At 48.2% G+C, this 22,876-nt stretch carries 21 protein-coding genes; 1 reads left to right on the forward strand and 20 read right to left on the reverse strand.

The window, feature by feature from the left end:
- Window positions 1-203: 203 nt before the first annotated feature.
- From ACFVS2_RS32725 to ACFVS2_RS32805, 17 genes are all read right to left on the reverse strand, one after another.
- Window positions 204-344 (reverse strand): hypothetical protein, encoded by a 141-nt coding sequence (locus ACFVS2_RS32725; RefSeq protein ID WP_390240663.1) that lies wholly within the window; start codon window positions 342-344, stop codon window positions 204-206.
- Window positions 345-496: 152 nt separating this feature from the next.
- Entirely contained in the window at window positions 497-961 is a 465-nt protein-coding gene (locus ACFVS2_RS32730) for a GNAT family N-acetyltransferase (protein ID WP_173616854.1), read from the reverse strand.
- A 12-nt stretch (window positions 962-973) separates the two neighbouring features.
- Window positions 974-2,104: a mandelate racemase/muconate lactonizing enzyme family protein gene (locus ACFVS2_RS32735; RefSeq protein ID WP_390240665.1), complete on the reverse strand. Its 1,131-nt coding sequence runs from the start codon at window positions 2,102-2,104 to the stop codon at window positions 974-976.
- Window positions 2,101-3,567 carry a serine hydrolase domain-containing protein gene (locus ACFVS2_RS32740; protein ID WP_390240667.1) on the reverse strand — a complete coding sequence of 489 codons (1,467 nt, stop codon included), beginning with the start codon at window positions 3,565-3,567 and terminating at the stop codon, window positions 2,101-2,103. Before ACFVS2_RS32740 ends, ACFVS2_RS32735 begins: the two co-directional genes overlap by 4 nt.
- Before the next feature lie 36 nt (window positions 3,568-3,603).
- Entirely contained in the window at window positions 3,604-5,244 is a 1,641-nt protein-coding gene (locus ACFVS2_RS32745; RefSeq protein ID WP_390240669.1) for an ABC transporter substrate-binding protein, read from the reverse strand.
- Between the two features lie 161 nt (window positions 5,245-5,405).
- Window positions 5,406-6,719: a helix-turn-helix domain-containing protein gene (locus ACFVS2_RS32750; protein WP_390240671.1), complete on the reverse strand. Its 1,314-nt coding sequence runs from the start codon at window positions 6,717-6,719 to the stop codon at window positions 5,406-5,408.
- A 20-nt stretch (window positions 6,720-6,739) separates the two neighbouring features.
- Entirely contained in the window at window positions 6,740-7,744 is a 1,005-nt protein-coding gene (locus ACFVS2_RS32755) for a dipeptidase (RefSeq protein WP_390240673.1), read from the reverse strand.
- A gap of 17 nt (window positions 7,745-7,761) precedes the next feature.
- Complete coding sequence (locus tag ACFVS2_RS32760) at window positions 7,762-8,868, reverse strand: aminopeptidase (RefSeq protein ID WP_390240675.1); 1,107 nt, start codon at window positions 8,866-8,868, stop codon at window positions 7,762-7,764.
- Between the two features lie 21 nt (window positions 8,869-8,889).
- Window positions 8,890-9,852, reverse strand: a complete 963-nt coding sequence (locus tag ACFVS2_RS32765; protein WP_390240745.1) for an ABC transporter ATP-binding protein — start codon at window positions 9,850-9,852, stop codon at window positions 8,890-8,892.
- Window positions 9,849-10,838, reverse strand: coding sequence for an ABC transporter ATP-binding protein (locus ACFVS2_RS32770; protein ID WP_173616861.1), 990 nt, complete (start codon window positions 10,836-10,838; stop codon window positions 9,849-9,851). Before ACFVS2_RS32770 ends, ACFVS2_RS32765 begins: the two co-directional genes overlap by 4 nt.
- A 37-nt stretch (window positions 10,839-10,875) precedes the next feature.
- The gene (locus ACFVS2_RS32775; RefSeq protein WP_017251761.1) at window positions 10,876-11,730 is read right to left on the reverse strand and encodes an ABC transporter permease; all 855 of its coding nucleotides are present in this window, start codon (window positions 11,728-11,730) and stop codon (window positions 10,876-10,878) included.
- 1 nt (window position 11,731) lies between these two features.
- Window positions 11,732-12,667 carry a nickel ABC transporter permease gene (gene nikB / locus ACFVS2_RS32780; protein WP_390240678.1) on the reverse strand — a complete coding sequence of 312 codons (936 nt, stop codon included), beginning with the start codon at window positions 12,665-12,667 and terminating at the stop codon, window positions 11,732-11,734.
- 233 nt (window positions 12,668-12,900) lie between these two features.
- Window positions 12,901-14,787 (reverse strand): alpha/beta fold hydrolase, encoded by a 1,887-nt coding sequence (locus ACFVS2_RS32785; protein ID WP_390240680.1) that lies wholly within the window; start codon window positions 14,785-14,787, stop codon window positions 12,901-12,903.
- Window positions 14,788-14,846: 59 nt separating this feature from the next.
- Complete coding sequence (locus ACFVS2_RS32790; protein ID WP_144619086.1) at window positions 14,847-15,419, reverse strand: TetR/AcrR family transcriptional regulator; 573 nt, start codon at window positions 15,417-15,419, stop codon at window positions 14,847-14,849.
- A 357-nt stretch (window positions 15,420-15,776) separates the two neighbouring features.
- The gene (locus ACFVS2_RS32795) at window positions 15,777-16,622 is read right to left on the reverse strand and encodes a DUF2785 domain-containing protein (RefSeq protein ID WP_390240682.1); all 846 of its coding nucleotides are present in this window, start codon (window positions 16,620-16,622) and stop codon (window positions 15,777-15,779) included.
- On the reverse strand, window positions 16,619-17,347 hold the full coding sequence (locus ACFVS2_RS32800) for an alpha/beta fold hydrolase (RefSeq protein WP_390240684.1): 729 nt from the start codon (window positions 17,345-17,347) through the stop codon (window positions 16,619-16,621). The genes ACFVS2_RS32795 and ACFVS2_RS32800 overlap by 4 nt, the downstream gene beginning before the upstream one ends.
- Window positions 17,328-18,506, reverse strand: coding sequence for a DUF4272 domain-containing protein (locus ACFVS2_RS32805; RefSeq protein WP_390240686.1), 1,179 nt, complete (start codon window positions 18,504-18,506; stop codon window positions 17,328-17,330). The genes ACFVS2_RS32800 and ACFVS2_RS32805 overlap by 20 nt, the downstream gene beginning before the upstream one ends.
- 145 nt (window positions 18,507-18,651) lie before the next feature.
- Here ACFVS2_RS32805 and ACFVS2_RS32810 point away from each other — a divergent pair, with 145 nt between their 5' ends.
- Window positions 18,652-19,740 (forward strand): suppressor of fused domain protein, encoded by a 1,089-nt coding sequence (locus tag ACFVS2_RS32810; RefSeq protein ID WP_390240688.1) that lies wholly within the window; start codon window positions 18,652-18,654, stop codon window positions 19,738-19,740.
- A 201-nt stretch (window positions 19,741-19,941) separates the two neighbouring features.
- Here the strand turns inward: ACFVS2_RS32810 and ACFVS2_RS32815 are convergent, their stop codons facing one another.
- From ACFVS2_RS32815 to ACFVS2_RS32825, 3 genes are all read right to left on the reverse strand, one after another.
- Entirely contained in the window at window positions 19,942-20,232 is a 291-nt protein-coding gene (locus ACFVS2_RS32815; RefSeq protein ID WP_173616869.1) for a hypothetical protein, read from the reverse strand.
- A complete protein-coding gene (locus ACFVS2_RS32820; RefSeq protein ID WP_007723913.1) occupies window positions 20,229-20,531 on the reverse strand; it encodes a DUF2089 family protein in 303 nt (100 codons plus the stop codon). Before ACFVS2_RS32820 ends, ACFVS2_RS32815 begins: the two co-directional genes overlap by 4 nt.
- Before the next feature lie 306 nt (window positions 20,532-20,837).
- The gene (locus tag ACFVS2_RS32825; RefSeq protein ID WP_390240691.1) at window positions 20,838-22,802 is read right to left on the reverse strand and encodes a M6 family metalloprotease domain-containing protein; all 1,965 of its coding nucleotides are present in this window, start codon (window positions 22,800-22,802) and stop codon (window positions 20,838-20,840) included.
- Between the last annotated feature and the right edge of the window lie 74 nt (window positions 22,803-22,876).

The following is a 22,876-nucleotide window of genomic DNA, read 5'->3' on the forward strand; positions in this document are numbered from 1 at the left end:
TTTACAACGAAGAACGTCTTCAACTGAAATTAAAAAAACTGACGCCTAGTGAATTTAGGCGTCAGTTAGCGGCCTAACGGCCGGGGTTTTTCTTACTGTCTACGAAATGGGGTCTTGACCAATATTCCAAAGGAGGGCTTTTCAATTATTTTTGGATTCCTGCTTCATCGGCTGCGTAATGTGCAGCATCTCTTACTTTTGTGTCAGGGCTTGCTGTCCAAAGTGCGCCAAGAACTCCGGGCACTCCGACAGTTTTGCTCCAATATTCGCAAAAAATCCAGGCATACACCCATGCCTTTTTCGTTCATTTCGATCTTACCTACGATCCCCACTTCGGTAGTCATCAAAATGTTCACCCATCTGTTTTTCCAAATGGATCGCCTAAGTTGGTCATAATTTCACTGCGAACATTGAGCGTCACAATATCTAGCAGATCCCGCGCTGTCCCCCTGATCCGATAGACAGGAAACCGTTCCCATCGTAAGCGACTCCCCTTCTATAGCGTTTTCACCATATAATAGCGATCGTTTCCACTACCATATTCCGCAATCCGTCTCTCGATAACCGCAAAGCCTGCTTTTTGATAGAGTCCGACTGCTCCAGTATTATCAGGGCTTACGGTCAGGCAAATCTGACGAAACCCATCCTCACGCAGCTGCTCCAGCAATCGGTTCAAGAAAGAGAACCCATACCCCATCCCTTTACGATCTGCTCGGATGTAATACCCATACATGTAGCACTTGTCCGGCTGACGGAAATCCCTCAAAAGCTGGCATACTCCGACAGGATACTCCTCCTCCGCTTCCATGAAAAGTGCAACGCAGCCATGCCTCGCGAGTGGTACGAGCACCCATTCATCAATCGCTCCATGTACGCCAAAAGCCTCCTGCTCCATTGCCTTGATCATCTGAAGCTGGCTTTCTGTCAATGTCTCTACGATTTCTATGCGCGTATTTTGCATTCAGTCCTCTCCCTATACGGGTTGCCGCTTCGCTCCGATGACCTGCTCTGACTTATCCGTTATGTCGGCAAGCACCGCTTCATCTAGCTCTACACCTAAGCCTGGCTGATCTGACACGACAATTTGGCTTCCGTGAATCATGAGCTCGGCTACATCCCGCGAAATGATCGTCGGTCCTGCCAATTCGTTGGAAATGATATTCTTTTTCGCAAGCGACAAATGTGCACCAGCCGCACTGCCAATCGAAGACTCCAGCATCGAACCAATCTGACACTCCATCCCGGCCATCTCCGCCTGATTCACCAATTTGAGAGCAGGATAAATCCCTCCACTTTTCATCAATTTGATGTTTACTTTATCCGCAGCTTTCTTCGCGATGACTTCTCGCATTTCCTTCGTCCCGTGCAATCCCTCGTCTACCATGATTGGAATCGTTGTTTGCCTGCGGATTTCCGCGAGAGCATCGAGATCATCTGCAAAGACAGGCTGCTCCATCCAATCAATGTGACAATCCTCGAGCTGTTTCAAAACATGCAAGGAGTTCCCACGATTCTCCCAACCTTGGTTGGCGTCCACCCGCAGCCCTACGTCAGGGCCAACTGCCTGCCGAACAGCCCGGATTCGCTGGATATCTGTCCGAAGATCAGCTCCCACCTTTATTTTGATCGAGTCATACCCAGCTGCCACTGCTTGCTTAGCTTCAGCTGCCATGACCTCTGGCTCTAAAATGCTTAACACATATGGGAAGGAAAGAGTCGTGTGATATTTTCCGCCCAAGAAATGATAGACCGGTTGACCAGCCGCCTTTCCCATCAGATCATAGCAGGCGATATCGAGGGCGGCTTTTGCTGCTGGGGCTCCCCAAACAGTCTGGTTCATCTTCTCATGGATTCTCTCGATATCAAACGGATTCTCACCGATCACAACAGGCGCCAGGTTTTGAACGAGCATCGTATAGGTAGATTCCCACGTCTCTCCGGTGACATTTTGATCCGGTACTGCTTCACCTAGTCCGACCAGACCATTGTCTGTCTCCACTTTTACAATAATGGACGGCATATCCTCATACGAGGCGTACGCGATAATAAATGGGCGTTTTAGCGGCAGCCTAATGGCATGAACCTTTACAGACGTTATTTTCATACGCGACTCCCCTCCGTAGCTGCTACTCGTGGAATGATTCGATAATAAAGGGACATGGCTTTTACAGAGCCGTCTTCGCCTTTTACAAAGCCAACTGTCAGCTCACTTCCCTCTCTATCGGTGATAAATTGATTCTCTCCAATTGGTCGCAATAGATAGTTCAGTTGTTTTCCACCAAACGCATCCGACGTCTTATCTATCATCATCAGGACATCCTCTACCACATATACGATGATATCCATTCCTTCCCCACTAGCGTATCGACCGACATACTCTTCTAATTGGGCAAGAGGGACGCTATATGTCTCGAATTGGTACTGTGGCGTATTCAATGGACGCCCTTCTACGGCATGGAGTGCTGTCAGTGAGGCTTTTTCGACGGGGCTTCCCGTCAAATTGGCCAAAGCCATAGAGGTAATCCCCCGCTCCGGAACAATCGCTAAATGGGCGGCGACACCTTTGATCGCTCCACCGTGCTTGATCAAGGTACCCCCATAGTAGTCGGGTTGAATGGATAAGCCATATCCGTAGTACCTGCTGTAGCTGTTCTGGACATGCGGATAGATCATTTGTTTGACGCTCTCCTCGGATAAAATCCGTTCCTTACCCACACATCCGCCCGTACGGAATATTTCAGCGTAGTTCAACATGTCATGCACTGTTGAATTCAAATGCCCCGATGCTGCTACGAGTAGCCCATCCTCCCAATTTGGATCAGGGTAAATCTCAGATACGCCATTGCTCTCTTTAAAATGATAGATGGTGGTCACATCCGGTAGGTGTGGCAGATCGCTCAGAAGAAAGGTACTGCTCTTCATGTCTGCTGGTTCCAAAATATGCTCTTTCACATAAACGTCATACGACTTCCCACTCACTCTGGCTATGACCGCTCCCAGGAGAGAATAGCAATCATTCGAATAGCTGAACAATTCTCCTGGAGAGCCCACCAGCTCATATTCCACCAGGGCAAGAGCCTCCATCAGCTCTTCGAACGTGTAGATCGGTTTCTGGTACTCCTTTTTCAAGTAACGGTGAATCGGGTTATTCTCTTCAGCCATGTCTTCGAGCATGGAGTTGCGGATCGCCAGGTGATCAATCGGCAGGGGCGGAATGCCCGTCGTGTGGGTCATAAAATGATGAATCGTCATCTGCTCCGTTTTTTGACGATCCGGGGTACGAAACTCAGGGAGGTATTTGATCACTGGATCATGAACAGAGAGCTTTTTCGCTTCCTGTAGCTGCATGATCGCCATGCATGTAAAGGTCTTCGTAACGGAGGCCAAACCCATCACGGTATCAGGAGTGATTTCGAGTTCCATTTCACGATCCCGGTAGCCAAAGCTTTTGCGAAACAGGCTCTGCCCATCCAGATTCACACCCATAACGAAGCCCGGAACTCTGCCTTCCCTCATTTCTTTTTCAACCAGTTCTTCCCACTCTACTAACCAGCCGTGCTGTCTCATTTCTTCCACCTCTTTCGAATGTTGTCATGCCATGCCCTACTCGTTCACCCACATGTCCTGAATAATCAAGGATGCTAATGGATTTGGCTTGACGCCTTGAATCCGGTTGCTGACGACCACGAATGTTTTTGCGGAATAGAGTGGAATCCAATAGGCCTGTTCCACGATTCTTTTTTGAATATCTGCAAAAATCTTTTGGCGCTGTGCTTGATCTGTTGTTGTTCGTCCTTTATCTAGCAGGTTATCGAGCTGTTGATCACTGAGGCGAAAGAAATTCAAGCCCCCGATCTGACTCGAATGCAGTAACAAGTTCAAAATATCTGGATCGACGCTGCCATGACCCGTTGAGAATAAATCGAACTCGCCCTTCAGTACCTGTTCATGAGCTGTCGCCGATTCATACTTTTGGATATGCAATTCGACACCAATCTCTTTGAACATGCTTTGCACCAGCTGATGCCCGGGATTTGTATTTTCGATGAGCATTGTCAGGCTAAGCGTTTTCCCATCCTTTTCCCTTATCCCTTGCGCGTTCAGATTCCATCCTGTTTCATCCAGCAGTTGTCTGGCTTGCTCAGTATTGTACTTGTAGCCGTACTGCTCTACTGCCGCATCGTATCCGATCATCGTAGGCGGGATCGGTCCGTATACAGGCACCCCCTCTCCTTGCAGATCCGCTATGATCAATGCATCTTTGTTGATCGCCAGGTTCAGTGCCTTTCTCACGCGGACATCCTGCAGGATTTCATTTTCCAGATTCATCCCAATAAAGTTCTCCGTAGGCTGCATCCCTTCCAACACCGTAAAATCTTTGTGATCCTTGTACTTCTTCGCGTCTTTCGGCGGCACAGCGGCAATATCAATCGTCCCACTGTCGAGAGCAGCCATCATGGTCTGGTCGTCTTGAATAAATTTCAGAACGAACTTGTCGGGTCTCACAGGTCCTTGATTCAGAGCAAAAGGAGCTGCCCACTTGTACTCGTCGTTACGTACCAGTGTGATCGATTCGCCTGTTTTCCAGCTCTCGAATTTCCACGGACCTACCCCGACAGGATTGCGTCCGAGCTCATTTCCGAATTTGTTTCGTGCCTCTATGGAAATCGGTTGCTGGTAGCCGCTATATGATAAGTTAGAAAGTAACGAAGCGGAGGGCTCATCCAAATGAAAGATCAATGTGGAATCATCAGGAGCTGAAATGGATTTGATCGAAGATACATCCGGTCCTGTAACCGGTGAGGCTGTTTTTGGATCGAGTGCGCGTTCATAGCTTTGTTTAAAAACTTCCGCAGTGAGCGGTGTTCCATCATGAAACTTCACACCAGGACGTATCTTGAACGTCATGGTCTTGCCGTCGTCCGAGATCGTGTACGATTCAGCGAGATGCGGTTTCAACTCAAACGTAAAGGGATCGAGGATCAGCAAAGCTCCCCCCAACATGCCCCCAATAAAATTCCCCGCTGGCATTGACGTCTTTTGCGGGTCCAGCGTATCAGGCTCCATTTGGTAGCCCATAGTGATCGTCCCTCCCTTTTTGGGCTGGGAGTTTTTTACTGGTTGACTTGCTTGCTTCTCGTCTGTAGTCGGAGTGGGAGCAGAGCTGCAGCCAACTATGGAAAAGACGAGCACACACATAAGTAAAATGCTGCGTATTTGGCCTTTTGAGCGTTCTGATAGCATGTCGCGACCTCCATTTTTCGAGTCATTTCCATTCGAAGCCTGCTTACGTCGGTATATAGTCGCTAATTAGATCGGATTGCTTCTTAGATGAGGGATATGGGGGTCCCGGGTTTTCTTCGCAAACAGAAAAACCGGGACAGGTAGATGTGACATGAGGAGAATCATGGACGATTAAGGCGATACACAGCCCGAGGGCGTCCTTGCTGATACGGCTGTTCTTCTCCGACGACCTCTACGACCTGGTGCTCGATCAGCTTTTTCAAGGTTCTTTCCGAGCTGCGGCGACTGATCTGGAGGTACTCGGCTAAATCTGAAGCGGTGAAGCGGTTATCGCGGCGAAGCTTGACATACTGCATGATTTTCGTGATGGTAGCGACACTTGCGCCAGTCTTCTCGGCGATCTCCAGCACTTCCTTGTTCTCGCTTTTTAATTGGAACGTCTTCGATTCGGTATTCAACGGACCGATCACTTCTTTTTCATCCGTCACCAGATACGCACTGCTTTCATTTGTTTTCTGAGCATGATAAATCGCAATGCGTGCGTTCGCTTCGGCCTCTTTCGCGGTTAGGCCAAAACCAAACCCGATGGCAACCGTCACTTTGGCAAGCAGATCGACATTTCCCACTACTTGCATGATCTTCCCGTATTCAATCATTTGCTCGATGCTGCCTCTCGTGCCATAGATGATGAATTGATCCAGTCCCAATTGTTGAATGGAAGCGTCCGTCTCTTTGACGAGCTCCAGCAGCTCTTGCAGCAAAATGATCGTCGCATCCTGCCATTGTGTTTCTACTGGCGGACCATCATTTTGCTGGATCGCGGCAATTCCCACAGCTATCTGCGAATTTTTGCTAATTTTCAATTGACCATAAGCAACGGCTTGATTGACGGCATCGCGAATAGTTTTATCGGGACTGACGAGCGATGCAGAAGGAATGTTCATCTCACGCAATCGACTGTATACGTAGTCAACGCCAGTCAATGCAAAATGGCTCTTTTTCTGTTCCCAGTGCTCCTTGTGGAATTGAATAATCTCCTCCACGTCAAATCTCGTCCCGCCTTCTTCAATAATCTCACTGTAGTCTTTTACATACCAAGGCGTAGAAGTAATGCCCAATTCTTCCGCAACCTTCTCAATATACTCCGCTTTTGGCAGATCTATCGAGATGCAGTCCAGTCCTCCTGGTACGTTTAGCAAGGTATGAAACAACGAGAGGGAAATGGTATATTCATCGATCGGGATGTACACCGCAGGCAGCTTCTTTTGCTCTACCTTTTCCTTGGCAAAAAAATAAGGAAGTGGGCCAGCAAATAGCAGCACGTCGCAGTCATGGATTTGATCAAGCAACGCAGCGCTCTCTTTGGGGTTCTGGTATGTATACGAAGTCAGTTGAATGCAATCGATAGAATGGGTATGCTTCAAGATCCTTGGCAAAAATTCTTCCGAAGAGATTACCGCTATCGTAATGGTCAATGTTCCACTCCCTCATCTCTCTATGATTTCCACACGTCCTTAAACACGCGAATGAAGTTTTTACCCAAAATACGTTCAATCGCTTCTTCCTTGTACCCTCTTTTGGCAAGGGCACGCGCAAGCTCTGGAACCTTGGTATGTCCTTTTACGATATCAAACTCTTTGCGTCCTGCTTGGATAGGCATATCTGGAGAATCGTATTTCATAAATGGCTCGATAATGTCCAGACCCAGTCCGACGTGCTCAACCCCAACCAGTTTCACGATGTGATCGACGTGGTTGATCATGTGCTCGATATCAGCCTGATCGTTTGTGTCCGCTACAAACAGATTGACGCCATTGATGCCGATTACGCCGTTGGTGAATGCGATCGCCCTGATTTGCTCATCTGTCAGATTGCGCATGGAGCCTGCTAATGTCCGGCAATTGGAATGAGAAGCGATGATGGGCTTACGCGCTACCTCAATTAGATCCCAGAAGCCTTCGTCATTCAGATGACTGACATCAATGATGATGCCCATTGCTTCTGCCTCTTCGACGACGCGGATGCCGAACTCGGTGAGCCCACCCTTGCGCCCTTCTCGTACCGGACTAAAATGACTGCCGTCTCCAACGAAATTCCGCCTGCTCCACACAAGTCCCATAAGGCGCACGCCCAGCTCGTAAAAAACGCGGAGCATACTCAGATCATTATATAACGGCTCCGCGCCTTCCAGAGAGAGCACAAAACCAATTTTCCCCATTCGCTTCGCGGTCTCGATGTCACTCACGCTTTTGCAAACCATGATTTTCTCAGGCGATTCATCTGCCTCTGCGTGCAACGCGCTGATTTGTTGCAGTGCTTTTCTCAAGCCCATCTCCGGCAGGAATTTGTTGTCGATATAAATCGCTGCGACAACCGTCTGAACCCCACCCGCCACGAAATCAGGTAAGTAATCCGATTCTATTACTTTTCGCCTACCATGCTCGCGTTGAATAGCAACATCCAGCAAAAGGTCAAAATGCCCATCGATTACGTGTGTCATGCCTCATGCTCCCCCTGTTATTTCAGGTTTTCCGGGTTAAGTGGTGCAAGCTCCGGTAAAAGAAAACGTCCGTCTCTGCGAATCAAGTGGTCATCGAACCAAATCTCACCGCCACCGTACTCTGGGCGTTGAATCATGACCATGTCCCAATGGATGTTCGACTTGTTACCGTTGGATGCCTCGTCATAGCATCGTCCCGGGGTAAAGTGGAAGCTGCCGTCGATTTTTTCATCGAATAAAATATCCTGCATGGGCTCCCGAATGAACGGGTGGACCCCCAAAGCAAACTCCCCAATGTACCGGGCACCTTCATCCGTATCCAAAATGTTATTCAAGCGCTCCGTGTCATTGGCTGTGGCGCTAACGATCTTCCCGTCCACAAACTCCAACCGTACCTTTTCAAAGGTAAAGCCTTGATAAGGCGAGGGCGCGTTAAACGATATGACGCCGTTCACCGAATCACGAACAGGGGCCGTAAATACTTCACCGTCTGGTATGTTATAGTGCCCCGGACACGGAATCGCTGGAATGCCTTTGATTGAGAAGGTCAGCTCTGTGCCAGGTCCCGTGATTTTCACGCGGTCAGTTCGCTCCATCAGCTCCTTGAGCGGCTGCATGGCTTTTGCCATTTTGGCATAATCCATTGTGCAGACATCGAAGTAAAACTGTTCGAACGCTTCTGTACTCTTATTTGCTAGCTGTGCCATGGAAGGCGTCGGATAACGGAGATAGACCCATTTCTTTTTGAGACGCACGATACTTACTTCTTTGAAAAAGGACGTGGCCAGTTTCATCTGCTCATCAGGGACATCTGACACTTCATTGATGTTCAGCCCACCCTCGATGATGATGCACGCTTGCATTTTTTCCATTCGCTCTTTGTCCATCTCTGCCTCTAAACGGAATTGCTCCTCTGTTCCCGCTAGAAATAACTGACGGCTAATCGAGGATTCACGCAGGTTCACATAGGAATGTCCGCCTGCTCGCGAAACTGCTTTGACAAGCTCCTTTATCAGAGCGGCGTCCACCTCCATCGCATCGATCAGCACGTTATCTCCCGGCTGCACATTCGTAGAGTAATTTACTAGCACATTCGCCAGCTTCGTAAGACGTGGGTCCAACATCTATCTATCACTCCTATTCCCTTATTTTTCATAGAGATGACACGCAACCAGTCTGCCATCTGATTCTGTTAATGGAGGGGTTTCTGTCTTGCACACGTCCATGCACGCCCAACAGCGCGGGTGAAACTTGCAGCCCTGCGGCGGATTGGATGGAGACGGCAGATCCCCTGTTAAAATGATCCGCTCTTTTTTCTCGTCAGGATCAGTGATGGGAATGGCGGAGAGAAGCGACTGTGTGTAGGGATGCATTGGACGTTGAAACAGCTCTTCTTTATTCGCCAGCTCAATCACTTCTCCCAAGTACATCACCGCTACTCGATCGGCGATATGCTCGACGACACTCAAATCATGCGAGATAAAAAGATACGTGAGCGAAAACTGCTCCTGCAAATCCTGAAGCAAATTGAGAATTTGCGATTGGATCGATACATCCAGAGCGGACACAGGCTCGTCAGCTATGATGAGCTTTGGCCTGAGCATCAAGGCGCGAGCGATCCCGATTCTTTGCCTTTGTCCTCCGGAAAACTCATGGGCATATCGCGACAAATGACTTTTGTTCAAACCGACGATCTCCAGTGTCTCTTCGATCATGGCTGCTCGCTCGCGCTTTGGGATACCATGGGCAATCAATGGCTCTGACAAAATGTGCTGGATCGTCAGCTTTGGATTGAGGGTATCAAATGGATTTTGAAACACCATTTGCATATCACGCCGTAGCTTCTGCATGTCTGCCTTCTGTAAGCTGCGGATATTTTGACCCTCGAACACGATCTCGCCGTCTGTCGGCTCGATCAAGCGCAAAATGCATCTGCCCAGTGTTGACTTGCCACAGCCTGACTCCCCCACGATTCCCAACGTTTCACCTGCGTTGACAGTCACGTTCACTCCATGAACGGCATGCACGTAACCCGGTTGCTGGAACCACCCTTTGCGGACAAGGAACTTCTTATTCAGGTTCTTCACTTGCAAAAGAGGTGTCTTCATCCATTCACCGCCGTGCTTTCCCTGTTCTCTTGATACAGCCAACAACGGCACTCCGACTGTTGATCCACATCCAGCAACGGGGGATTTTGTTCCAAACAGACAGGCATCGCCTTCTCGCATCGCGGAGCAAAGCGGCATCCCTTCGGATAATTATCGGGGGTCGGCACACTTCCCGCGATACTGTGCAATCTCTTCTGGCCTTTGGCATTATGTGGCGTAGATTTGATCAAGCCCATGGTGTACGGATGCTTGGGGCTTCGAAGCAGTGTGCGAACATCAGCCGCTTCAATGACCTGCCCGGCATACATCACCAGTACCCGGTCACATGTCTCGGCGACGACGCCCAAATCATGTGTGATCATGATGAGCGACATGCCCAGCTCTCTTTGGATTTTTTTCATGACATCCAATATTTGCGCCTGGATCGTTACGTCTAGTGCAGTCGTCGGTTCGTCCGCTATCAATAGCTTTGGATGACAGGCAATCGCCATCGCGATCATCACGCGCTGTCGCATCCCCCCGGACAGACGATGCGGGTATTCGTGATAGATTTCATTGGCACGTGAAATGCCTACCTGCGTCAACAGCTCGAGCACTCTTTCTCTCGATTGGACTCGATTCATGCCCTCATGCTTTTCCAGTCCTTCGCTCAATTGCTTGCCGATGGTCAGTACGGGATTCAGCGAAGTCATCGGCTCCTGAAAAATCATTGCGATCTCTTTTCCTCTGATCTTCTGCATCTCTTTTTCGCTATAGTGCAAGAGATCAGCTCCGTTCAGTTGAATACGGCCTGCAATGCTTCCGTTTTTACTGAGCAAGCGCATCATGGATAGAGAGGCAACGCTTTTTCCACATCCTGATTCTCCAACGATCCCGACCGATTCACCTCTTTTGACCTGTAAGCAAAGATTGTCCACCACTTTGAAAGCCCTTTCATTTTTCGAAAACGTGGTAGTCAATCCCGTCACTTCCAACACGTTTGTCACGTTACTCACTCCTTTTTTGGGAACGGAAGCTCGTAAACTATGATTTGGGATCAAAGATATCGCGCAATGCATCCCCAAGCAGATACACCGTAAAAACGACTGCCGTAATCGCAAGACCGGGAAAAGTAGCGAGCCACCAAGCTTCTCGCAAGTAATTTTTCCCTTCATTCAGCATCGTTCCCCACTCCGGTGTAGGAGGCTGGGCACCCAAACCGATAAAGCCCAGTGCCGAGGTTCCCAAAATGGCACTACCTATGAACATAGTCGTATAGACGATCAGCACGTTGGAGATGTTCGGAATGAACTGGCGCGTAATGATCCACCAATTCGAGCTGCCGATGGAGCGGCTTGCTTCCACATAGCCGGATTGCTTGATCGAGAGTGCTGCACCACGAATCAGAATCGAAAAGGCCGGAATCGATGATATTCCTATCGCGATCATCGCATTTTCCTGACTCGGTCCGAGCACAGCTACGATTGCTAGTGCAAGCACAATACCGGGCAACGCCAGCATGATGTCCATGATTCTCATGATCAGATTGTCAACAATTCCTCCGAGGTAAGCACATGTCACACCAATCAGCGTTCCTGCTACAAACGTCATGACAGACGCCAGCACAGCTACGGTCAGTGTCACTCTTGTTCCGTACAGCATCCGGGATAAAATATCGCGGCCAATCGCATCTGTCCCTAGCCAAAAATCTTTCGACGGCCCTTGCATAAATGCTTCGTAGTACGTTTTCGTAGGATCATGCGGAGCAATCCACGGCCCGATGATTCCCAGCAAAACAATGCAAAGCATCATCAAGAAGCTGTATTTCGCTTTCTTTTGCTGCATGATCTTCTCCCATAATTCCAAACGAGGCATGGACCATTGCTTGCTCCAGAACACGCTACACCCCCTCCTTCGCGGCATAGTCAATACGAGGATCGAGAAGCGCGTACAGGACATCAATCAAAATGACAACGAGGACATACACAGCTCCAATAAACAACGTCGTTCCTTGAATCATCGGAAAATCCCGCGAGCTAATCGCTTGAATCGCCAAAGTACCCACTCCCGGCCAGCCAAAAACCTGCTCGACAATCACAGCCCCGCCCAGCAACCCGGCCAGTTCCAGGCCAATGACAGCCACAATCGGAATCATCACATTGCGAAAAGCGTGCCGCAGCAGCACAATTCGTTCATTCATCCCTTTCGCACGTGCTGTTCGGATATAGTCATTGGACAAAACCTCCACCATGCCAGCACGAGTGAGTCGGCTGAGTGCGGTCGCCATCAATGTCCCCAAGGTAAACGCTGGAAGAACCATGTCTTTTAGCCCCGTTCCCCCCGCTATCGGAAACCAGCCCAAATGAACGGAGAACACAAGGATGACGAGCAAGCCTAACCAAAAGCCGGGTATGGACATCCCAAAGGTGGAAAAGGTCATGATCGCTCCGTCGATAGCTGTATCCTTGTATTTCGCCGCTAGGACACCCAGCCCGATACCGATCACAACTGCCACCACGAGGCTGGCTATTGCCATTTTTGCTGTCGCGGGAAAACGATCAGCAATTTCTGTGCTGACAGGCCGTCCCGTTTTCAGGGAAGTGCCGAGATCCCCTTTCAAAACGCCAGAAGCATAGTCGAGATACTGGACGACCAAAGGTTTGTTCAAGCCCAGTTCTCCGCGAAGCGACTCGATTTGTTCGACAGTCGCCCGCTGCCCCAGCATGATCCGCACAGGGTCACCGGGGATGAGGTGAATGAGAAGAAATGTAAAAACGGAGAGTCCAAACAGGACAATGATGCCCGACAATAGGCGCTTCACTATATATTGCTTCATGAGGTCTTCACCCAGATGTGAGTAACGGTATAAACTAGCCTCTTCCTGTTGCGTTCCTGCACTTTACTCTCCTCCCTTTTTCTTCACTAACGACACTTGTCGTTATAGTGTCGTTATTAGTTAAAAATAGTCTATTCCAAATTTACAGAAAGTTCAACTCGTTTTTTTCTTGCCCTATTTAAAAAGAGCATGGTCCCTTTCTACCATGCCCCTTCTGAAGAATCGCTCCGTCTTCATTCCTTACCCTGCCTCATCTGTAGCAATACGTTTGCCGTTAGCTGCGGGTGACTGATCGGAAAATGATGAGGAACGGAGAGCCTTTCGATCTCTACATCTGCTTTCATGAAAGCATCCTCTGTTCCTTTTGTCAGCTGATACGTTTTATCCTGTGTTCCCCATACGATCTGGGTTGGAAAAGGGAACGGCTGTGTTGGTACCGCCATTTGCCGGAATTCATTCATAAAATAGCGCAGCACGTCTGTATGCGTCTTGCTGATGCGCGGGGATTGCAGGAGCTTCCCTACCTTCTCTACATAACCCATTGGCATTTCTTCCGTGGACTGAAATACCCCTTGCTCAAGCAGTGCTTTTTCCATTTTGGTTGGCGTTAACTGCTTTTGCAAAAAACGCTGAAGAAGGGCTGGACTTTTTCCCAATCCCGCCAGCAGCAAAGAATACTTCGGCGCATGCAGGGGCGGCTGCAAAAGGTATAGCTTCTCGATTTTTTCCGGCACTCGCTTTGCTGCCTCCCACGCCAACAACCCGCCAAATGAATGTCCTGCAAGATGAACCGGAGACGGCAGTTGTCGCAATGCCTCTGCCACTGCCTCGATAAAGCCCTCGATCGGTTTTTCGTGATGGTGATAGGGCGATCTGCCAAATCCGGGCAAATCCAGTAACCATACTTCCTGTTCACCCAGCTGTTCAGCGAGCGGGAGTAAATCGCTCATCTCACTGAAAAGCCCGTGCACGAGCAGCCACGGAGTACCCGAGCCTTCTTTCTTGTACGCGGCCATGCCTGCGATTTGTTCTCGGTGAAAGTAAGGAGGGACTTTCTGATCCTTGACCGACAAACGATAGTCCAGATCGGCAATCACACTGGGAAGATACGCGGCTACGTCGTATGCCTTGATGCCTTTTTTCGTTTTCATTTGCTGAAAGGGAGCGAGTGAAAAGTCTTTGTTTACGATAAAATCCATCGAATTGGCAGGTACCCCGAGCAAGCGGCTGCCGCCGTTATGCAGGATTTTTTTCAAAACCGATACCGGGAAAGGAATGGCTGGTGGCTTCATTCGTAATTCTTTGGCCATCAACGAAATCAGCTCCGAAAAAGATGGCGTGGCGCTCCGCTCATTTAAGGCGTAATACGTTTGATGTTCGATGTGATTTGCCTCTACCATCCCCACAATGACCTCGGCCAAATCGTCGACGGCAAGCAAGGGCAGCCACCATTCCTTGCCACCGGGAAGAACAGGGAACTTACCACGCCGCATGGAGCTGATCACGAGCCCCAAGCCATCCGTTTGTTCTGTGTTCCCGGTGCTTCGCGGGCCTATGATCGTACTCGGATTCACCACGACCAGCGGCATTCCTTTTTGATACGCCTCTTGTCTGAGATATAGATCGGCCAGAAATTTGTATTTCTCGTAGCCCCCTGCCTCCCGGAAAAGATCGTTTGGCGCAAAAACATCCGTCAACAGCTTCCCGCTCTCATCGTCAAACGGACTCATGTAGCCGACGATATGAATCAGCTTTTGCAGACGCTGTTGTTTATGCAATGTGTTTGCTACTGCTGCGAGGTGACTTGCTCCTTGTAAAATCACGTCCCTGCCCACCGTTTCATCCATCGAAATATCCATCGGGACACCTGCATGGATGATGACAGTAGCGTGCAATACCTGCTCGTAATCGCTCGCCGATAATCCCAAGCCCTCCTCTCGCAAATCACCCCGCACGGCCTTGCAATAAGCCCTCTCTTTTGGAGTCATCTGCATCAGCAATTCATCCCACTTCTCAAGCGAACGAACCAGCGCCAGTACGGTATGACCAGCCCTCGCCAACTGCTTTGTTACCTCCTTGCCGATAAAACCAGTCGCGCCTGTTAGAAAAACAACAGCCATTGTTGCTTCCTCCTTCATGTTTTTAGTACTACTTAGTGCTAATCCACTCCAAAAAAATCCTACACTTGAATCAAGTGTAGAAGTGTCTGACCAGCGTTTACGAGTATCTGTGCATGGCCTTGAGATTCAGCCATGAGCATCGCTCCTTCCACAATGGTCACGAGCAAGACTGCCGTTTGCGGAATCGAGATATTTTCCTTGAATTCTCCACGAGCGATTCCCTCCACGAGTAGCTTTTCCGCTAGATTCTGCCATTCGATCAGGAACTCGTTGATTCGCGCTTTGACTTCTGGTATTTGTGCCGACAGTAAGGAAAGAATCGGACAGCCTCCTACGCAGGAGCGCCCCTCCAGTTCCTCTGCGATGGTGGTAAAAATCAATTCCACCTGTGCGGAAACAGACAGATCTGTTCGTTGCAGGATGGCTTCCAATGCTCCTCTCAGCACGTTCATTCTGTAGCTGAGCACAGCTACGACGAGCTCTTCCTTGCTTTTGAAATGGTAATAAATGTTGGACTTGGAGACTCTGCTATGTGCTACGACGTCATCCATGCTGGTATTCATGAGTCCTTTTTGCAAAAACAAATCGGATGCAGTGACGATGACATGATCACGGTTCGAGGTTCGTTTCATGATTAGAACTATATAGTACTAGTGAGTGATTGTCAATCGTTCGGGTGTAGTGGAGAAGAAAAAGCGCAGTTCTCTTCGACTCTGACACGCCAGCAGGGGGGAATTACTGTCCGTCTATACTTAAAAAAGGGGACCGTCGAGCCAAAGCCACCCTACGGGCGGAAGTATCTCGAAGAAGAAGTGTTCGACAAGCTGGTCCCCTTTTTTAAGTTCCGACTGGGTAGGCGTTGTCAAGGTCTACGAGCCCTGCGCTTTTTCTTCTCACCAGCTTTATTGGTTGACCGCTACCTTTTAAACTTCATATAAAAAGAAAAGGTTGATGCCGTCTGTCACGGCATCACCCTTCACCCTCACCCATTAACTGATCGCAAACCTGTTACATTTCGTTACGGCAGCAAGCAATGTAGCCGCAAGTTCATTCTTTTGGCTATCTCGTTCTCTTCTAAAATAGAGACAGCGCAAAAAGTTCTTGCTGTTCACTCGAGCGATGACCTGGGTACGACTTTTCGGCAGTTCTGCACAGCTTGCCAAGCCATTGATCCAGTCAGCGAGCTCCTGCTCTGGGAGCAAATCTTTATCTATCATCGTATCGACAATGCTTGCCAGACGTTCATCTTCTTCGTCATTGAAAATATGCTTTCTGTTATCCAACACGCCCTGGATCGCACGAAGGATGTCTCGCTGTACGGCTTCGTCGCTCTCTGGGCACTGCACTAGCTCTACGAATACGTCTGCCCCGTGTGCCGTACTGTGCGCCCAGCCTCCTTCTGACAAATAGCTGCGCAAATCCTTTTCCTCTTGAAAATAGCGGAGCATGGCATTCTTCACATGCTGGAAATCAGCGAGCTCCAAAAAAGGCTTCTGCCTGTGACGTCGCATGATCAAGGCAATCGGCAATGCAGAGAATGTCCTCGTAAATACAGATTGATCACCCTCGCTGCCGATCTGATAGAACAAATGCGTATCGTCCGTCAGTTCTCGGAGAAGGCTGCGCAATTGCGCCTCCGTCAGATGTTTCTCATCAAGAATCCAGTAATAAAATGCCGGGTAAATGAGATTATCACGCAGCTCCGGGTCAGGGTCCCCGATGTATTGCAGCAATAGCCCGACGAAATCCTGTAGTTGCTCCCCTTCACGAATCAGGTATTGTTCCTGCTCCAATCTTTGCAGGTCCAGTATGAGTTTTGTTCTCGTATCCCTCACGTTTTCATCCGCCTCAACATCATCAAAATTTCCTCGACCACGATATCCGGTTCATCATGATGAATATAATGCCCGCTGCGACCGGCAATTCTTTGCTTGCTTGATGTAGATAGCCGCCTGAAATCGGTTTGCAGATTTTGTTCGATTTTCAAAATTTCCTCGTTCGGCCATTTCTCGTCCCATATGTCCGTTAAGCCTCTCGTAATAATTGAGACAGGTATGTCGCTTTGCAGAAAATGGTCAACAATTTCTTGGTAGCTCCGTATCTTATCGATCTTCTCGCTGTTTCGCATCGGATTCTCGTAATATTCTCGATTGGCTGCGATCAGGTTATCAGGCAAAACCTTTTCATATGCGAGCTCCTTATATTCGGGAGCAGCGTCAACCAAAACCATCCCCGAAACAAGCTGCGGATATAGACTAGCAAACAGTCTAGCGACCAGACCGCCAAAAGAATGTCCGACCAAAATGTATGGCGGCTCCACCCCTATCTCCTGCAGCAAATCATATAGCTCCTCTACGAGATCACGACAAGTCCGCGGTACGACTGCTGCCGCTGGGCTCCTGCCAATCCCCGCACGATCATAGGATAAAGTCGACGCTTCCTGCGAGATTCGATCTTGAACGATCTTCCATGTCTCACCGCTATCGCCCATTCCTGCTAAGAAGATGACGCACGGTGTCCCACTTTTTCGCGAATACAGCCTATGTATCCGTCGACACATGATCCCAGTCATCCTCCATGTAACGAACCAGCCAATTCAATGCTCTGTGTCTTTCAATAACCACTTCGTCATTCAAACCGCCTACAACCGTGCGATTGTTGATGCGAGCATCCACGCATGCCCAATCATAGCGGTAGATTAAATCTGCTTGGTCGAGAATCTCTTGTTTGCTTCTCACAACTGCATTGCTATAGAAGGTGTCATAGTCACCTGCGCTTCTGAGAGCATCAATCGCAGTGCTCACATCACAAATCTCATCCGGGAATTCGAGCTCTTCTACATACCCGAGTGCCCACAGCAGTACCCAGTAGCATTCGTACATCCAAGCCATCTGAATCATATCGGTTCGGTCTGGCTGTGGATCATTCAAGAAATCTCTCTCTTTTTCCGTAAAAAATTCAGCAGCGCCAAACTGCTCAATAATTCCTTCGATGAACTCCCGCTCTTCCCTGATTTGCCCGTTTTCGGCGATCCCTCCGGCATATACCGCAATCAAGCACAGGGCAATCGCTCGCTGAACCATCTCGTCCTTGCTCCTGATAACAGCGTCCTCGTCCCCTACGATAACAGGAAGATGCGGGATGTACGGAATGCCTTGCTCCTGCAATAGCTTGATGCTCCGCTCCTTGCGCGCTTCTCCTGACTGAGAAGGCTGAATATGTCCATCGATCAGGTCTACGCTGACCGTCACTAGAAAATCGTCCACTTCCGATTCTCCTGCCGTATTGAGAATCAGCCTTCCTTGTTTATCGAGCATGTCTCCGGTAGGGAGAAAGACAATCCCGTGTACTTCTTCAGCAATCGCCATAATGGACGCAAACGTCTTCTGATCGATTTCCTTGCTCGCCACGATTCCTACCGCCACATTGAGCGCTGTAATTTGGTACAACAGCTTTTGCTGGACTTTCTCGTTGGCCGTTTCAATCTGTGCAAAGTAGCCGTACATCCCTTTTTTCATTTGGAGAAAGGCTTCTTGGTCATCGTCCTCACGCATAAGATTGAAGGTGATCTTGCTCTTGCTAAACCATTTTTTATCTGTCACGGTCACCGCCCGCTCGTCTGCGGATACCTCTACCAATTGATCACGAAAAGCCTCGACAATGGCAGCGACGACTTTCTCGCATTGTTGGATGGAGACATAAATGGTGCATTGATTCATCTGGCAACCTCCTTTGCTGAGCAAACATTTTCAAAGCACTGAATTTTGTAATCAATAGTCAATTATGGTATTCTAACCCTGTTTAATCAAGCCCAAATCTTTATAGTTATCGGCGAATCTATCACGATGATTGAAGGTGAAACCTATGAAAAACATCCTATTAGAGGAGTTCTCTCCGATTTGTCCGATTCAAGCTTTTGTCGAAGAGGATGAGAACGGCGTCTTTTTTTATTTGTGGGATTATCCCGGTGAGGAGCATGCTAGCATTCGCTCTTGTTGGGTAAGAAATTACGGACCCGCACCGGATTCGATCGATTTCGATGCCATGCAGGATGGTCAAGCTCCCATGCTTCCACGCGATTGCTGCGCTCATCAAGATGGAGCGGACAGGCTGGACCCGGAGCAGCTCTCGATCGTCTGGCTGGAGGAAGGCGATTCAGCGGCACTTTTGTATGGGGATGAGGTACTGTGTGTGATTCCCAGCTGGGCTGGCCCTTCCCCGGACGGCTCGCACTATCCTTCGTATGCGCGAGATTGCACCGGAGAATCTCATTTATGCTTTCCGCTGGGAACATCAGAAACGAACGCCATGTTTGCCCGCATCGAGGCTGCCCAGCATTTTTGGGCGGTCTGGGATGGCAACCCTTGGCCTGACATCCAGCAGCAGTTCATGGACGCGATTACCTCGACTCTCGGCCCAGTTAAACAGTATTACGGCATCGACGGCGGTCACTGGCCCCCGAAGGCATTGGTGACCATCGAAAAAGGCGACGTTACCTATGCGATGACCCTCGGGGTGTCCATATTGCGTCAGCCAAAAGTCGAGCAGTATACAGAAGAGCCAGAGCAATTACGCCGATTCGAGCTGGCCTTTGCCTGCGAAACGAAATGGCTCGCCCAAAACGAGCAACAATTGCTGGCCTACATCAGCGGCCAAACCTCTCTGCCGTGGTCGTATATGACCTTCCTCGCGCAAGGTCACACCATTCCGTGCCAGGAAATCAGTCAGATCAACAGCCGCTTCTCCTCCATGCTGCTCGCAAAACCTGAGGATGCACCGAGCATTCCTCTTCCGCTCATGGCGGGAGATCCTGTGAATCTGTTATGGATGATTCCGATTACCGCAGAGGAACAGCAGTATGCAGAAATGAACGGTTCTGAGCAATTGATTCAGCGCTCCGCGGGAGATGGTGCGGATTGGATTTTTAACGGGGTAGCGAAATTTATGAAGTAAGCGTGATTTTGAAGACAGTTTTCGCGGAGTAAACTTTGCGGGGACTGTTTTTTTATTATCTCCACCGTTGAAGAGATTTTTTAATTTTGTCGTTTACAACTTGCGAATCGACTTTTAAGTTGGTGTACAAAAGTTGCGCTTCTTCCCCCACTACAGCTACTTAAAAGAGAAAAGACCACCCTATTCAGGTGGTTCCAATCACTACAAATCAAGCAGCTCCATTCTCTCCATCTCCTTCTTCCTCTTCGCCTTCATCGCCCTTCTGCCTTTCGACCAAGCCAAAGATAGAATCGCGATCCCACCAACTGCTACCAAGATCAACGTCAGTTCACTGCCATCTTTAAATAAACCAGTAACATAACCGTAGACCAGGTACACAAGAAAGATGCCTGGGAAGATTGCCCCCCAATAAGCGTGATTCAGTCTGCCGAGTAAATTTTGCATCCCCACAATACCGAGCCCAACCAAAAATTGAATCATCCCCGTACTCATCTGCTTTCATCTCTTTCTTGTTTGTATTTTTCAATAATGAGCTTGGCTACCTCCAAACTCATCCGTTCGTCAATGACCAGGTTTTTGATCATTTGCACGAACTCTACTTCCGCTTCCTTGCTATGTAATTCGATCTTTTTAATGATTCGGTCGAGCTTGGCCCGAACTGTTGGGTACGATACACCGTACTCATCAGCCATCCCCTTGAGAGAGCCCGAACTGATAATAAACTTCCTGATAAATTCGAGGGTCTCCTTGTCCAGAGCTAACACCCAAGATGGAATTTCGTCGCGTTCCATGAATAGCATCGCCTCCTATTTTTAATTATATTAATTAAAACTTTAATTTTATTCAAGTATTTTTTGATAAAATGAAAATTAACCATAAAAAAGGAGCATCCTCACCTGATGCTCCCTCTCTGGTCCTCATCCTTCTACTCAACCTTCGTTAATCGAATATCCATCCAATGTGCCCAACTCTCATCATTGCCCAGCAATTCCCCCCGAGCGAATAAAAAGGTTATCAAATGCCGAACGAAACTCTCAGCAGATGATAACCTTTTTGGGTAGCGTATCACTGATTGAAATAGCTACCCTCACCATACATTATTGCCCAAATACATTGATTTCAGCTGCACTTGTCCATGGGTTATTGTTTACCTCGCTTAAGGCACGCAGTTTCATATAGCGACCTGTCTTGGCTGCAAAGCTGACTTCTTTCAACGTAGTATCATTTGCAAAGGTACCTGTGGCTACAGCTGTTCCCCAATTCACTCCATCACTACTGACGTAGAACTCATAGTTCTTGATCGTTCCGTTCACTTGACCATCTTGTCTTGGCAGGTAACTGAATTTGGAAAGGCTATACGTTGCACCCAAGTCAATTTGAATCTCGTGCGGCATTGGAGCTACGGGGCTCCATTTCGTGTGCCAAAACGTGCTGTTGTTTCCATCAAAGGCTTTCGGGGCTTCATTGTACAATTCATCGCTGTCTACATATTTTAGCGTCCAATTCGTTTTCGGAATCAGACTGGCTTCTCCTGCTGTAACTGCCACATTCATGGCGGAATTACTTGTGCTTGTCGTCGTAATCGTTACTCCCGATTTTTCTCCAGTATAGGTATTACTGTTCGGATTGGTGTCTGGACTAAAGGAGGCAGCATGATTATTATTCGTGTAATAGAATGGGTCTTGGTATTCGCTCACGGATTGCTCTATGTCAATGAAAGGATGAGGATCATTCGTGTTATTATTCATGGATTCATCAATGTGCCAAACCGCGATGCCTCCAGAAACTGTTTGCAAGCTAGCATCATATCCAACTTTTTCGCGATTCTCAACTAAAAAATACGTATTATCCTTTAAAGGAACCTTTAAAACATTATAATTATTCGGGATGGCTTGTAGCGTAAAATTGTTAGCGGCATTTACTACAGTTGGTGTGACAAATCCTAATTTTCCTTTTGACCAGGCATCCATATGAGTAGGTGTAGTTCCAGGATCTTCCCCTTGGAGATTATTCCAGGTTCCATTTGCCATTATACTTAGACCACCCACATGATTATTAGCACCATAGAGATCTGGAAGGCCCAAGGAATGACCCAATTCATGAGCAGTGATACCCATCGTTGCCATATGACCAAATTGTTTTTCACCCTGCGTCGTATACATACCTGATACTGTAACACCATCATGATTTGTGTTGGGAGCATACCACTGATGTGCCCAAATATTTGGCACTGCACCACCACTAGCCTCTTCATTACCAGCAAGAACAGTTACAATGTAGAAGCCGTCTTTGGAGTCGATGACTTGATCATTATTGATATCAAAACTAGCAAAGTTCACCTCAGAATCCGCTTTATCCAGTGCATCTGTTATAACCGTCCTAATGTCTTTTCCCGATGTATCCGGATGAGCGTAATCTAATTTTACTTTCACAACTCCATCATTTTGCGTACCAAATATTTCGGCTGCTGGAGTGATCTGTGCTTTTCCATTACTCACTTCATTATAGTAATGCTTTACTGACTTTTGATTTGCAGAAAAGAATTTGTTGCTCCAATCGTTGGCGCTATATGCGATATCAACATCTGTAAACCCAATTAACAAAACAAGCAATTTTGGGGTTCCTGAAACTGGCGTGACACTTCCGTCAATATTTTCTGGTGATCCCGAAAATTCTTGTTGTAGCTCATTCATGAACTCCTGTTTTTTATTCGCTTGAGGATCGTACTCATTTATCCATTTCATCAGATTTTTCTCATTTACCGCTTCGGAAGGCTTTTCGTCAATTTTATATTTTATCCCCGTAGATTGCAGATCATCTGATGTAAGTTCAGCGTAATTCCAATATCCCTCCTGATCTTGTAAAAGTACATCGCCATCCTTTGTGCTTGCCCAATGGAACCATTCATCTCCATGCATCACGGCTTGAAACGATTCTCCTGACGGTTGCTCCATTTTGACAACTCCATCGTATGCGGGTGCGGCAAAAACATCCGTTTGAATGTACAAAACACAAATCAAAGAAAAAACAGATGTGAATAGGTATTTAAAACTTCTTTGCATAAGTCTTCCTCCCGTTTTAGAAGTTGTTATCCTATAGGAATGGTTTCCTCTATAGATTCATGAAGATCACCCCC

This window comes from Brevibacillus sp. NPDC058079, assembly GCF_042885155.1.
Lineage (GTDB): Bacteria > Bacillota > Bacilli > Brevibacillales > Brevibacillaceae > Brevibacillus.

Coding starts and splice junctions, on each gene's coding strand:
- ACFVS2_RS32735 (WP_390240665.1), bottom strand. CDS start 2,104: ATGAAAATAACGTCTGTAAAGGTTCATGCCATTAGGCTGCCGCTAAAA.
- ACFVS2_RS32825 (WP_390240691.1), bottom strand. CDS start 22,802: ATGCAAAGAAGTTTTAAATACCTATTCACATCTGTTTTTTCTTTGATT.
- ACFVS2_RS32740 (WP_390240667.1), bottom strand. CDS start 3,567: ATGAGACAGCACGGCTGGTTAGTAGAGTGGGAAGAACTGGTTGAAAAA.
- ACFVS2_RS32820 (WP_007723913.1), bottom strand. CDS start 20,531: ATGGAACGCGACGAAATTCCATCTTGGGTGTTAGCTCTGGACAAGGAG.
- nikB (WP_390240678.1), bottom strand. CDS start 12,667: ATGAAGCAATATATAGTGAAGCGCCTATTGTCGGGCATCATTGTCCTG.
- ACFVS2_RS32765 (WP_390240745.1), bottom strand. CDS start 9,852: ATGAAGACACCTCTTTTGCAAGTGAAGAACCTGAATAAGAAGTTCCTT.
- ACFVS2_RS32790 (WP_144619086.1), bottom strand. CDS start 15,419: ATGAAACGAACCTCGAACCGTGATCATGTCATCGTCACTGCATCCGAT.
- ACFVS2_RS32800 (WP_390240684.1), bottom strand. CDS start 17,347: ATGTGTCGACGGATACATAGGCTGTATTCGCGAAAAAGTGGGACACCG.
- ACFVS2_RS32755 (WP_390240673.1), bottom strand. CDS start 7,744: ATGACACACGTAATCGATGGGCATTTTGACCTTTTGCTGGATGTTGCT.
- ACFVS2_RS32805 (WP_390240686.1), bottom strand. CDS start 18,506: ATGAATCAATGCACCATTTATGTCTCCATCCAACAATGCGAGAAAGTC.
- ACFVS2_RS32785 (WP_390240680.1), bottom strand. CDS start 14,787: ATGGCTGTTGTTTTTCTAACAGGCGCGACTGGTTTTATCGGCAAGGAG.
- ACFVS2_RS32810 (WP_390240688.1), top strand. CDS start 18,652: ATGAAAAACATCCTATTAGAGGAGTTCTCTCCGATTTGTCCGATTCAA.
- ACFVS2_RS32730 (WP_173616854.1), bottom strand. CDS start 961: ATGCAAAATACGCGCATAGAAATCGTAGAGACATTGACAGAAAGCCAG.
- ACFVS2_RS32745 (WP_390240669.1), bottom strand. CDS start 5,244: ATGCTATCAGAACGCTCAAAAGGCCAAATACGCAGCATTTTACTTATG.
- ACFVS2_RS32815 (WP_173616869.1), bottom strand. CDS start 20,232: ATGAGTACGGGGATGATTCAATTTTTGGTTGGGCTCGGTATTGTGGGG.
- ACFVS2_RS32725 (WP_390240663.1), bottom strand. CDS start 344: ATGACTACCGAAGTGGGGATCGTAGGTAAGATCGAAATGAACGAAAAA.
- ACFVS2_RS32760 (WP_390240675.1), bottom strand. CDS start 8,868: ATGTTGGACCCACGTCTTACGAAGCTGGCGAATGTGCTAGTAAATTAC.